Here is a 13,609-nt window from a genome sequence, read left to right on the forward strand (position 1 = left end):
TCTAATTCTGGCTTTAATCTAGAATTTGAAGGGAGAGTACCTAAAACACATAGTTTTTATGAAAATATCAACTTTAATGTTTCAGATTTGGCAACTTACTGTGCCTTAATAGAAATTTTTTAATTATACTGAATAATCGCTTGTGGTATATATCCGCATATCGATTTAAAATTGAGACGTTTTAAGTTACCACCTAACTGGGATCAAGAACGTGTCATGGTGTTAAGAATTGTTGCGGCTAAAGTCAGAGTGCTTATATACTGTGCCTAACAGAAATTTAGCGTTCTCATTGCCTACAATCCTGATTAGAGTATTTATTTTTGAATAATCAGGAATCTCATCCCGTAGACATGTAGATTCTTAGTTAGCCACTAAGTGGCAACTGCGTTTTTACGCAAACCTTTTGTTAATCTTACGAATTTTTGTGCAAAGTAATGGTCATGGCTCCTGCCAAGATTCTTGTAGTTGACGACGATCCTGCGGTTCGGAATTTAATCCAACGCTTTCTGATTAAGCAGAACTATCAGGTAGAGGCTGCCGAAGATGGAAAAACAGCCTTAAATCTATTTGAGCAATTTAACCCCGACTTGGTGATTCTAGATGTGAATTTACCAGATGTAACTGGGTTTAACCTCTGCCAAGAGATGCAAAGTCGTAATGGTGTGTTTGTTTTGATGTTGACTAGCCGTGCTGACGAAGCTGACAAAATTCGCGGCTTTGCTAAAGGTGCTGACGACTATCTCACCAAGCCTTTTGGGCTAGGAGAGTTAGAAGTCAGAGTCGGAGCGATTTTGAGGCGTCAACGAGTGATAACGACTGCCGAGCAAAAACGCTTGGTATTTGAAAAACTGATGATTGACCCAGTGCGGCGGGAGGTGGCGCTTAATAACCAAGCAGTACCTTTAACTGCTCTGGAATTTGATTTGTTGCATTTTTTAGCCAGTCATCCAGGTCGAGTTTGGCGGCGTGCGGAGTTAATCCAAGAAGTATGGGACTATGAATACGTTGGCGACCAACGGGTTGTAGATGTCCATATCGGGCAAATTCGCAAGAAGATTGAAATTGATGCTAGTCAGCCAGCATTAATTCAAACTGTACGTGGCGTAGGGTATAAGTTTGAATCTCCTGCTCATCCCCAACACTTGGAAGTTAAGTCTTGAGCTAATAGTCTAGAGTTTTTTAACTCTTGACTGTTAATTCTTGGGGGAGTGATTTGCGAATTTCTTTGGCTTTAGTAAAAGACAAATTTAAACAGTCAAATAGGTAAATATTGCTCAAATACAGACCAGCTAGTTATTTGAGATATTTATTTATGCGTTTAAGACAGTGAGCAGGGAGAGATTCCACTGGAAAATATTTATTTGCTTGCATCTTGACCATTTTGGTAGATACAACGGTGTTTTAGGTTGGAGTTCGTAGCGGCGCACAGCTATCATTGGTGTCAAACCCAATAATATTTGGGCTTTATCTTCTTAATTTGACACCAATGGGCAATTGCTGCGTCCCTAGTACATATTTGGTTCAAATAAATGAAACCTGTTGTAAAACATTAACAATTATTTACCACTATAGAAAAAGGCAATTTCTTTTTCTTTTAAGGGTGCAAAACCAGCATCTACAAGTAATTGGTCAAGTTCTGCTTGGGGAATGTGTTTTGCACCAATTCGCACAATGCGCGATCGCATAGTATTAGATACGCCACTGCGCTGTCTATTGGCTTCTAGCGCCATAACTTTACCATAAAGTTCTAGTTTGGCAGGCGGAATGGGAGAACCATCAAAATCAATTCCCTGTGCGATCGCCTCATCAATAGCATCAGCACCTGTGGTAGTTTGATTTCCTGGGTTAGTTTCGGTAGGCATGGTGATTTACTCTTCTTCGTTATGGGTAGATTTTACCAGTCTTGCTGACACCAAAGTTGGTCAAGCTCACCTTCACTTAGGTAGCCAACAGACTAATTACGAGCTTGTCGCGTTACTAAACCACCAACAAACGCCCCTAAGATAGTGCCTGTCCACATCCCTGTTGTGCTACCTTGCCATATTGCTCCTGGTGTCACCCAAGCGTTGCACATCTCCTTGAAACCCCAAGGTTGGTTTTGACACTTTTGGCTATGCAACATTATGGTGATTTGCCCACTGATGTAAGCACCAAAAAAACCTGCTGATAGCGCCAAAAAAGTGCAAATTAAAATTCTATTTTTTGTCATTTGTCATTTGTCATTTGTCATTGGGCATTGAAAAGAAGCAAAGGTGAAAATTCTTCTCCCTTGCTCCCTGCTCCCCTGCCTCTTCCCCACTCCCCATTCCCAATCAACCTGTATTTCTCATCCCAGCAGCAATCCCATTAATAGTTAACAATGCTCCTCGCAGTAACTCGCCTTTGCTGTAACGAGAGTGGATGACTCCAGAAGTAGCAGTAGTATTGAGTGACTGCCGTAGACGCTTGAGCAGTGAAACTTGGATAAATCCCAAGGGGACAATTGTGCCATTGCGTAATTGCACAGATCGTTGCAAGACAGGATCGCCATCTAAGAGTCGATTGTGATCGGTGATTTTTAATACCAAATCTCTTGTGAGATAAAACTCGCTAGCAATTTGATCAAAAACTTTGGCAAAACGAAGTTGATCTTCTGGTTTTGATAATTCCTGGACGTAGTGATGCGCCATTTGCATATCTACTTTTGCTAACGTCATCTCGGCTTTAGAAATCACCATCTTGAAGAACGGCCATTTAACGTAAAAGTAGCGCAGCAATTTCAAGTGTTCTTCTGGTTCTTCGTTCAAAAATTCTTGTAAAGCTGTGCCTACGCCGTACCAGGAAGGAAGTAAAAAGCGGGTTTGTGTCCAACTGAATACCCAAGGAATAGCTCGTAGACTACTTAAATCTTTCTTACCAGATGGACGGCGGGCCGGACGGGAACTAATTTGTAGCTGGCTAATTTCTTCAATGGGGGTTACTTCGTGGAAGAAGTCAACAAAATCAGGCTGTTCGTAGATTAAAGCACGATAATGTTGACGCGATCGCACTGCTAATTCTTCCATAATTTCATTCCAGGGTTCAATATCATCAAACCCTGTCCGCAGCAGACTAGCTTGAATTACCGCAGTGGTAATCGTTTCCATGTGGTACAATGCCAAGTCCAACAAGGAGTATTTAGAAGCCAAAACTTCCCCTTGTTCGGTAATCTTGATTCGCCCATTGATACTATGACCCGGTTGAGCCAAAATCGCCTCGTAAGCAGGGCCACCACCTCGTCCCACAGAACCACCGCGTCCGTGGAAAATCCGCAAATTTACATCATAGTTTTCTGCTATTTGTTGCAGTGATTTTTGGGCTTTATGAATTTCCCAGTTGCTGCTTAAAAACCCAGAGTCTTTGTTGCTATCAGAATACCCCAGCATTACTTCTTGTAAGTTTGGGGAGAGGGGGGAGGGTGTAGGAGAGGCAGGGGAGGCAGGGGAGGCAGGGGAGGCAGGGGGGGATAAATTTTCATCCACAACAACCTCTGTTTTTGTTTGTTCGTAGCCGCCAGCTAATAAAGCGCGATATAAGGGGAGTTCAAACAGTTTCCGCATGACGCTTCTGGAGCGTTGTAAGTCTTCTACTGTTTCAAATAGGGGGACAACTTGAATTGTTCCGGCAGCAAGGGCGGGGTCAAAAAGTCTGGCTTCTTTGGCTAACAGTAATACTTCTAGCACGTCGCTCACGTCGCGGCACATGCTGATAATGTAAGTTTGGCAGATATTTAGACCAAATTCTTGTTGTAGCGATCGCACGACGCGAAAGGTTTCAATTACATCGTTGGTTTTTTGAGAAAATGGCAATTCTGCCGGAATTAATGGCCTGCGGGTTTGCAGTTCTCCTGTGAGCCAAGCGACTCTTTGCTCTTCGGATAGTTCGTTGTAAGGTTGAGGTAATATTTGCAGGTATTCCAATATTTCATTGAGCGCATCGGCATGGCGAGATGATTCTTGGCGAATATCTAACTGTGTCAAATTAAAACCAAAAATTTCTACCTGACAGATCAGATTTTCTAATTCTCGACAGCTTAAACCTGTTTCTGTCAAGTTGCGCTGAATCATCCGCAGTTCTGCTAAAAAATCGGCTCCTGAAAGATACAGGGGACTATCTTGATTTTTTGGCGTTTCCCGATTGTACAAAGCTAGATTGCGATCGCGAGTATTTTCTAGGCGTTTGAGCACATAAGCCAGTTTGAGCCGATATGGTTCTTGCCGATAACGCAACGCCAGTGCGTCATATACCTCACTCAACTGGGACTGATCCAATTCTAAAGATTCCAGTAAATCTGGTAAAACATCACTCCAGTGCATCGACACACTCAATAATTCAATCAGATTTTTCACTGACTGAATATATTTCCCAAGCACCATTTTGCGCTGATAGCAAGCTGTTTGCCAGGTAATTTCTGGTGTGACTGATGGGTTCCCATCCCTGTCTGAGCCTACCCAGGAACCGAAAGAGCAAAAGTTTTTACTCGGTGGTTCTAACCAAGGAAAGGTATTCGATAGGGTGTGTTTGAAACGTCTATAAAGTTGAGGAATGCCATCAAATAAAACTTCTTGGAAGTAGTGCAGGGCATAATCTACTTCATCTAGCACAGTGGGTTTGAACTGGTGAAGTTCGTCTGTACGCCACCAGAGGCGAATTTCTTCGAGCAATTGTTCGCGCACATCTGCTGCTTCCCAAGCATATCCCCCAGTTGCCGCACCAGAATAGTTTTCCAAAGCATCCAGTTTTTGCAAAAGTTGTACCACCTGGCGCTGCTTATCCCGGATGGTATGACGAACAATTTCTGTTGGGTGCGCTGTAAAAACTAACCGTACATCCAGATGTGCAATTAAACGTTGAATTTGCTGGGGTGGTACATTCAGTTTGAATAAATAGGGAAACAAGGCAGCAAAAGTACCTTTTGGTTTGACTTGCGCTTTTTCTAGATAATTCTTTCTGAGCAACTCTGCTGCTATTCCCCTGCTAACAGGCGCGTCATCTTCTCTTTGATTAGAAGAATAGTTGACATTAGATGCTATTTCTGCATCTATAGGCTCTGTTTCTACCTCATAGCGACTCAATTGCTGCCGTTGTTCGTATTCCTGCTCTATGATGTTTATCAACTGAAAATACAGAGCGAAAGCACGAGCCGCGCGAATTGCTTCATTAATATTTAGTTGTTCAATCAATTTTACGGCTGAGGATGCTTGGTCATTTGTTGCTTGTCCTTCTGGTGAACACAAATCTCGCAACTCTCGCAACAAATCTACCATGTTTTGACCGCATTCTTGCCTTAGAACTGACTCCCACAATTCTTCCACTACCTGGAGACGATGACGCAAAAATAATTCCGACACCGGGTATATATCAGCAGTTTGAGACGAAGAGTATAAAAGGGAACCCATATTCTCTATTGTTGTAAAGCTAATAACTGTTTACGCTTCTAGGTTGTGCAATTAATGCTCACCAAGTTTTTCCTGAGCAAATAATTATTTGGTGTATATTTTCTAAGTTTGATTAGTTTCGCTATCTTCTGGGAAGTCGAGATTGGGTAGGCGATCGCCTCGCAATAATTCTTCACTTGCCTCCCCTATGGCTTCTAGTGCCCTTACTGTAGTTTTTCCGGTAATGAGCAGCAGTAATATAGACGCTGTACCTATTTGTAAAAGGAAAGATTGGGGAATGCTAAAGAAATCCAGATTGGATGTGGGGTTAGTTGAGGGTTGTTGGTAGGCAGGAGGCATTGCTAATTCTTGGTTATGGGAATATGAGTCAAAAGGAGTCAGGAATTAGAAGTTAGTAGAGGCGCGATTAATCGCGTCTGTACAGGAGTTAGGAATTATGATTACTCCGAGGATCATCAATACACGGAGTTTAAATGAGATAAGCTTGTTGTTTGTTTCGCCCATCCGGGTCATTAGCTTAGTAGGACGCAAGTCCAGTTTTAAAGGACAATTCATCAGCCAGTCATATAGAATTATTCTGACTCCTGGCTTTTGTACAGACGCGATTAGTCTCGTCTCTCCTAGCTCCTAACTTCTTAATTTTGACTCCCTATTAGTAAAATAAACGCAAAACTCAACATTAGTCAGACTTGCAACCTGTACAAGACTATCTTGGCCGATTTTATGAGCTACGAAGGTAACAAAATTGTTAAAAAAAAACGTCAGAGTGTGGTAAACCTATGGTTCTAGTTTACAAGTGCAGGCACTATCCCCCAACAATCGCTTCTTGTAAAGTTAACTGAGCATGAAAACAGTATTACCAGATCGCCAGCAATCCTTAGTACAGTGGGTAAGCCAAGCAACAGGGATCAACACTTTCGGGGTGAAAGTCCGGTTACGTGGAAATAACCTTCATATTCTTTGTGAAGGTACAGAATGTCCGCAACGTTGGCATACTTTGTCTGACTTGCTGCAAGCATTACAGCAGACAGACTTAGATGTTCTTACAAGTGACGAACAACCCTCAATATATCAAGTATTTGTCTATGGCCGAAGAAAAGGGGAGCAGCGCCCCTCATGGTGCCATCGGGTTTACTTGAATCAAATAGATAAGCACCTGGAGCAGGTAAAGCAAGCGCTGCTAGAAGATTCGGAAAAATCAAAGCAATCGGCTGGGGCGCTGATTGTCTCTAACGAAAGTTTGGCACGCCAAGGGAACCCAGAAGCGATCGCTCGATATCTGAGCGAGACTCTGAGTACTTTAGGTGTATCAGTACAGGCAAAGATTAAGCCATATAAGTCAAAGAACTCTCAGGCGGAAGAAGATCGCCTGTGGATATTTTGCCAGTCGAGCTATAGCCCCGATGCATCATTGCTTGCCGAACCAATAGCACAGAAGTTGCGTTATCTCAAGCTTACTGGCTACCAAGATGCAGTAATTGTTTCCCAGGTGAGCGGTGAAACAGCCCCGGATTGGCTGTTGCGGGTGGATTTAACCCCACCAGAGGTAATGCTGAAGGAATGGGCGCGTTGGGGCGATATACAAGCGATCGCGCGATTATTAACTGAGGTATTGTCAGGGTTAAAAGTTGCTGTCCAAGCTTTTCTGAAAGAATCAACGCTACATATCTTTTGTAGCCCAGCTTTTGATCCTTTGGGGACTGCGCCAATCCCCGACAAAGAAGTGTGCTTAAAGGCGATTTTACCGCAGCTAGAAGCGATCGCACCTCAAGGCATTCTCGCCGCCACCATATACGGACAAAAAGCAGGCGACAATGAACCAACTTGGATTGATTGGGTAGCTTTACCTGCGACAAATTATCCTGCCTTTGCCACATCACCGTTAGATTTGGCAAATACTGGCGATGAACCAGCCATCATCTTTTTACTAGAGCGTTTACTCAATCCTGACTTAGATTGGCGTTTATTAACGGGCGGAGTTCGTGTACTTCTGCTGAACAAAAATAATTTATTGCACATCATGTGTGATGCACCTGTTTGTCCAGGGCGTCAACAAGTAGCAACTAAAGTTACGCAGTTTATCCGCCAGTTAAGAATCCCCGGTATTATGGGGGTACGTGTCTACGGTCGCCGAGCTGGGAATAAAGAGCCTTTTTGGAACTATGGCGTTGATATTGAGCATCGTCAACGTTTAGTACCAGAAGCAACTCCAGAATTTGCTGCTACTTCTAAATACGTTAATGAGCTAGTAACCTCTGAGACTAGTGAGCCAATTTTGCGCCCCGACTTAACAACAGAAGAAGTTCAAACTTTTGTCACAGAAGTCGCACGAGATTGGATGACAACGGCGAGTGCAACCACAAAAAAATTCCTGTTACAAAGCCAGCTATTTATCGAAAGCGATCAGTCAGCAGAACAAAGTCCTGATGTTCAAGGACTTAAGGTTGCTTTAGTATGGGGAACACTAGGATTGTTACTTACCCTTCAAACTGATTGGGTGTTGGGTCGAATTATTGCAATTACTACACCCTCGTCAAAAGTAGCCAGTGTGTTGCCTTCATCATCTTCTGGGCAAAAGGCATCTTTAATATCTGGGAAAACTCAGAGTGAGAAAACCACATTTTTTACCAGCACTTCCAAAACTAAATCTTCTCCAAATCAGAGTTCTGTATTTAATGCTTCGGAGTTTACCCAAAGTGATGATACCCCGACAAATAAATTAGCAGCCGCACCACTGAAGGAAAAAGCAACCGCTACCGCTATTCTTTTAGCAGCGCGATCGCAGATGCCAAGTTTTAATGTCAGGCAGTTAGACGAGCAACTAGCACTGTATAAACAGCGTTTAGCTAGAACTGGTACTCCGCCAGATGTGTTGATTATTGGCTCCTCCCGTGCTCTCAGGGGAGTAGATCCCGCAGCACTTTCTAAAGCTTTAGCGACTCAAGGCTATCCAAATCTTGATGTATTTAACTTTGGGATCAACGGTGCTACTGCACAAGTTGTAGACTTTGTGATTCGCCACGTATTGGAACCATCAGAACTGCCTAAAATAATTATCTGGGCAGATGGGGCCCGTGCCTTTAACGGTGGACGTGAGGATATTACCTTTAAATCAATCGCTACATCAGCTGGTTATAAACAAGCATTCCAAAAAGCCCCAACAACTGCTAATAGCAGTGATTTGCCCGAAAATACGGTAAATTCGGCAGAAGAAAAGATAAAAGAAGAAAAACCGGAAATTAGCGCCTATGAAGCTGTCAATCAGTCGTTAAATCAGGCTCTAGCATCTCTTTCTGCTAGCTATTCAAACCGCGACCAAATTAAAAGTTTACTGCAAAAACAACTGCTTATAAGTGGTCGCAATCAGACGGTTGGATCGCAAAAACAGCTAACAGACGGTACTTCAGATGAAAGTACTTCCCAGCAAGCAGTTGATTTTGATGGCTTTCTACCTTTGTCAATTCGCTTCAATCCTGCAAGATACTATCAAAAACATTCTAGAGTTCCCGGAAATTACGACAACGACTATAAATCTTTCCAAATAGAAGGACAGCAAGATGCTGCGTTTCAAGAAGTGCTTCAGTTTACCCAGGCTCAGAAAATTTCCTTAGTGTTTGTCAACATGCCTCTCACAGAAGATTATTTAGATCCAGTGCGTAGACAATATGAGCAACAATTTCAGCAATATATGTTGCGTCTAGCTACTAGTCCCAACTTTATTTATCGAGATTTGAGTCAACAGTGGCCAAAAGCAAATGATTACTTCTCCGATCCCAGCCACCTCAACCGCTTTGGAGCATACGAAGTCTCCAAAAAGCTGGCTAATGATCCGATGATTCCCTGGCCAGTGAAGTAGGAAACTGGGGAATGGGGAGTGGGGAGTGGGGAAGAATAACTATTAATTATTAATGAATGCACCATGCCCCATGACAAATGACCAATGACAAATGACAAATAACTAAAAAATGAACTTTATATCAATTTTTTATGGGCTGTTCTTGTTGAGTGTGCTAGGAATTTATTGGTCTTTAGCACAACAGAAATTGCGATTATGGACGCTGCTAATTGCCAGCTTGGTTTTCTACGCATCTTTGCAGATCCAGTACATACCATTACTATTAGCATTGACGTATATTAATTTCCGTGTAGGGCTAGAGATTGGTAAAAATACTTCACCAGGAAAACATTCTCTTGACTGGCAAATTTCTAATGAAGAGTGGCAATTTGCCCAAGGTGACTGGAATCGCCGCCGTTTAAAAGTGTTGTGGCTGGGGATAGTTCTAAATGTTTTACTATTATTAGGTTATAAGTATTTTACTCCTTTATTCAAGTTTGTTTTTAATGTGCAAACAAACTCACCCGATAGCTCTTTTAAATTAATTGCACCTTTAGGGATTTCATTTTTTACCTTTGAATGCATTGCTTATTTAATAGATGTTTATCGTGGTGCGCCTGCTACCGATCAGTTTCTCAAATTTGCTACCTACAAATTATTCTTTGTAAAACTGATTTCAGGGCCGATTACGCGCTACCACAACTTAGCAAATCAATTCAATACATTAAACTTACCCAATAGCGATAGAGTTGCTGAAGCACTGTGGTTGATTGCTAGAGGCGCAGTCAAAAAAGGTATTTTTGCAGACCACCTTGGTATTTTCGTCGATTTATGTTTTGGTAATCTACAACGGGCAGGTAGTACCGATCTCTGGTTAGCTACATTCGCCTACGGTTTACAATTATATCTAGATTTCAACGGTTACGTAGACATCGCCCGTGGTAGTGCGATGCTTTTTGGCTTGGTTCTACCTGAAAATTTCGATTTTCCCTACTTCAGCACTAATATTTCCGAATTTTGGCGGCGCTGGCATATCACTCTAGGAGATTGGCTACGTAACTATATCTACTTTCCTTTGGGTGGTTCTCGTCGGGGTTTAGTCCGTACCTGCTGGAATTTATTTATTGTGATGCTAATCGCTGGTATCTGGCACGGTGCTGCTTTAGGTTATGTAGTTTGGGGCATATTCCACGGGTTAGCCTTGGTGGTTCATCGACTTACAGATAGTATGAGCGATCGCTTTGAAAATCTAGAACAATTCTGGCAAAATCCTCTGGGTATCTTTGTTGCTTGGTTATTAACTCAACTGATGGTTTTTACCTCTTGGATTTGGTTCCGCCTACCTAATCTCCAAGACTCTTCTTTAGTAATTCGCCATCTTTGGGGTTATCCGGCTGACGCCCAGTTTGCTGAAAAGGTCTATGTAGAAGCATTAAATATGAGCCAATCTCAACTCGCTTGGGTACTTTTAGCTATAGCTGCCCTTATGGCTGTAGTCTATACCTTCAACCGAATACTGAAGTTAGAGTTTAACTGGCCTCTTAAGCTTGTTTTCGTTCCCCTATGTTTCTACGCTGTTTGGTTATTAGCTCCTGAAGGCAGTTTGCCCTACATTTACTTTGATTTTTGATAAAACATAAGACAACTTACAACTTATTATTTCTTTACAAATCAACAAAACTCAAAATTTTTCTCACAGAGTCTTTGTAAAGAAATGTAAAGAAAGTTAACTAAGCGATCACCTCATTGAAAGTTATAGCTAGTTCAGTGTTGAAACGCCTTAGAACGCCTTAATCCATTACTTTTATGACTATTGTTTCTAGTAGGAAAACTTTACAGTTCGATGAGCTTGTTAAAGTTATTTTGTTACAGAATATTAAGTCAGAGATCGCGTCAAAGTAAATTCATGTAGACTGTATTTCAACAGGCAAAATAAATCTTGCTTGTTCCATATTTGACAACCCATAGCACTTATAAAACAATGACCACAACCTTACAACGGCGCTCTGACGCCAACGTATGGGATCGCTTTTGCGAGTGGATCACAAGCACCGACAACCGGATTTACATCGGTTGGTTTGGTGTACTCATGATCCCAACCCTGCTAGCTGCTACTGTTTGCTTTGTAATCGCTTTCATCGCAGCACCTCCAGTAGACATCGACGGTATCCGTGAACCTGTTGCAGGTTCATTGATCTACGGAAACAACATCATCTCTGGTGCAGTTGTTCCTTCCTCTAACGCTATCGGCTTGCACTTCTACCCCATTTGGGAAGCTGCTTCCTTAGATGAGTGGTTGTACAACGGTGGCCCTTACCAATTGGTAATTTTCCACTTCTTGCTCGGTTGCGCTTGCTACCTGGGTCGTCAGTGGGAACTTTCCTACCGCTTAGGTATGCGTCCTTGGATTTGCGTAGCTTACAGCGCACCTTTGGCTTCCGCTACCGCAGTATTCTTGATCTACCCAATCGGTCAAGGTTCATTCTCTGATGGTATGCCTTTGGGTATCTCTGGAACCTTCAACTTCATGATTGTGTTCCAAGCAGAACATAACATCTTGATGCACCCCTTCCACATGTTAGGTGTGGCTGGTGTATTCGGCGGTTCCTTGTTCTCTGCAATGCACGGTTCCTTGGTTACCTCTTCTTTGGTGCGTGAAACCACCGAAACCGAATCACAAAACTACGGTTACAAGTTCGGTCAAGAAGAAGAAACCTACAACATCGTTGCAGCCCACGGCTACTTCGGTCGTTTGATCTTCCAATACGCTTCCTTCAACAACAGTCGTTCACTGCACTTCTTCCTAGCAGCTTGGCCTGTCGTCGGTATCTGGTTCACCGCTTTGGGTATCAGCACGATGGCATTCAACCTGAACGGTTTCAACTTCAACCAATCAGTAATTGACTCTCAAGGTCGCGTTATCAGCACCTGGGCAGACGTAATCAACCGTGCCAACTTAGGTATGGAAGTAATGCACGAGCGCAACGCTCACAACTTCCCCTTAGACTTAGCTGCTGGTGAAATTACTCCTGTTGCTCTGACTGCTCCTGCTATCAACGGTTAATTCTGAAGATTTAGCTAAATAAAAAGCGCCCTCTAGAAATGGGGGGCGCTTTTTTGTTGTAATTATTTTAAAACAGACCGTTTAATAAATCCTGTATTAGATTTTGTTTTATAGCGATGCTTCCACATCACAAAGCCAGTAACGAACAAAATCAATGGTGCAAGTCCGACAAATACATAGAGTATGCGGGTTGGTAAGCCACCAAAAGTGCCGTAGTGCAGAGGTACAAAAAAATTGAGGACGCGATCACCCAACCGCATCTTTAAAGCATTATCAACTCGCAAAACCTTACCACTATACTGATCGAGATAAACATTACTATCACCGTAATCTGAACTTTCCTGCGGTAGCTTCATACGAATTTGTAAAGCATCTTCTGGTTTACCAGGCAAGTAAATGCTTTTAGTAACAGCACCAGGTAAGGCAGCATCGGCAATTTTCAATTGTTCTGTCAGTCCGAAAGCCGATTTACCAGGAATTGGCTTGGATAATAGCTCGGATGGTTTTGAGGTGAATGTAACAGCGTAAATGATTGGTTCAGTCAAATCGTAGAAATTCCAGCAAAAGCCCGTAAAGCCAGTAAAGAATAAAAAAACCACACTGACAATGCCAGCCACTTTGTGAATATCGAAGTTCACCCGCTTGGGATGAGCATCAAACTTAACTTTGAAGCCGATAATTAGCTTACGCCAACCAGGCCAGAGAACTAAACCTGTGACGGTGAGGATACACATTAGAAAGGCAGCAATGCCAACAAACATAGTTCCAGTTTCGCCTGCCATTAAGCTAACGTGCAGTTTAAGGAGCATACCTATTAGAGTGTTATCCGATATACGCTCACCGATAATTTTGCCTGTATAAGGGTTGACAAAAACCTCTATCCTTTGCTCATCAGTTGATGACAACTGCCCCACGTAAGGAGAAGAAGAAGTATCTGGTAAATAAATACGAAAAAGATGGAGATCACTTCGTGCAGCATACTTCGCTTCAATTGTATTCAGCACAGACTCTGGAGATAACTGCACCTGTTGGGGAGTAATCTGTCCATACTTTTGAGTAATCATAAAGCGATCGAAATCTTGCTCAAAAACTAACAGGCTACCTGTTAAGCCAACAATAAGCAGCACCAGTCCAACAATAAAACCGATATATTGGTGCAGGTAAAAAACGATATCGTGTATTTTTTTTCGGTTCATAATTCCCACCAGAGCAAGTTAGATTTTTTACCCCCTTTTATCCTGCCGATGGATTGGGGGAAGAATTACAGTGCCGAAGCGCAAGCCTCGGTGAGGG

Annotated in this window: 9 protein-coding genes; 4 read left to right on the plus strand and 5 right to left on the minus strand. The window is 42.5% G+C overall.

Going from position 1 to position 13,609, the window contains the following annotated elements; translation table 11 throughout:
- Positions 1-440: 440 nt before the first annotated feature.
- Positions 441-1,160 (plus strand): response regulator transcription factor, encoded by a 720-nt coding sequence (locus tag RMY00_RS05585; protein WP_322646602.1) that lies wholly within the window; start codon positions 441-443, stop codon positions 1,158-1,160.
- A 396-nt stretch (positions 1,161-1,556) separates the two neighbouring features.
- On the opposite strand, the gene RMY00_RS05590 is transcribed toward RMY00_RS05585, so the two are convergent.
- The 4 genes from RMY00_RS05590 to RMY00_RS05605 form a co-directional block, all read right to left on the minus strand.
- The gene (locus tag RMY00_RS05590; RefSeq protein ID WP_109007959.1) at positions 1,557-1,862 is read right to left on the minus strand and encodes a DUF4090 family protein; all 306 of its coding nucleotides are present in this window, start codon (positions 1,860-1,862) and stop codon (positions 1,557-1,559) included.
- A gap of 92 nt (positions 1,863-1,954) precedes the next feature.
- Positions 1,955-2,209: a hypothetical protein gene (locus RMY00_RS05595; protein ID WP_322646603.1), complete on the minus strand. Its 255-nt coding sequence runs from the start codon at positions 2,207-2,209 to the stop codon at positions 1,955-1,957.
- A 103-nt stretch (positions 2,210-2,312) separates the two neighbouring features.
- Complete coding sequence (locus tag RMY00_RS05600) at positions 2,313-5,417, minus strand: phosphoenolpyruvate carboxylase (protein WP_322646604.1); 3,105 nt, start codon at positions 5,415-5,417, stop codon at positions 2,313-2,315.
- Positions 5,418-5,519: 102 nt separating this feature from the next.
- Positions 5,520-5,756, minus strand: a complete 237-nt coding sequence (locus RMY00_RS05605; protein WP_322646605.1) for a hypothetical protein — start codon at positions 5,754-5,756, stop codon at positions 5,520-5,522.
- 505 nt (positions 5,757-6,261) lie between these two features.
- Between RMY00_RS05605 and RMY00_RS05610 the strand changes: the two genes are divergently transcribed.
- The 3 genes from RMY00_RS05610 to psbA all read left to right on the plus strand — a co-directional run bounded on the left by RMY00_RS05610 (position 6,262) and on the right by psbA (position 12,316).
- Positions 6,262-9,273, plus strand: a complete 3,012-nt coding sequence (locus tag RMY00_RS05610) for a DUF1574 family protein (RefSeq protein WP_322646606.1) — start codon at positions 6,262-6,264, stop codon at positions 9,271-9,273.
- A 109-nt stretch (positions 9,274-9,382) separates the two neighbouring features.
- Entirely contained in the window at positions 9,383-10,882 is a 1,500-nt protein-coding gene (locus RMY00_RS05615) for an MBOAT family protein (RefSeq protein ID WP_322646607.1), read from the plus strand.
- A 351-nt stretch (positions 10,883-11,233) separates the two neighbouring features.
- Positions 11,234-12,316: a photosystem II q(b) protein gene (gene psbA, locus RMY00_RS05620; protein WP_322646608.1), complete on the plus strand. Its 1,083-nt coding sequence runs from the start codon at positions 11,234-11,236 to the stop codon at positions 12,314-12,316.
- 62 nt (positions 12,317-12,378) lie between these two features.
- On the opposite strand, the gene RMY00_RS05625 is transcribed toward psbA, so the two are convergent.
- Positions 12,379-13,512, minus strand: a complete 1,134-nt coding sequence (locus tag RMY00_RS05625; protein WP_322646609.1) for a PepSY-associated TM helix domain-containing protein — start codon at positions 13,510-13,512, stop codon at positions 12,379-12,381.
- Between the last annotated feature and the right edge of the window lie 97 nt (positions 13,513-13,609).

It is taken from the genome of Nostoc sp. ChiVER01 (assembly GCF_034531155.1).
Lineage (GTDB): Bacteria > Cyanobacteriota > Cyanobacteriia > Cyanobacteriales > Nostocaceae > Nostoc.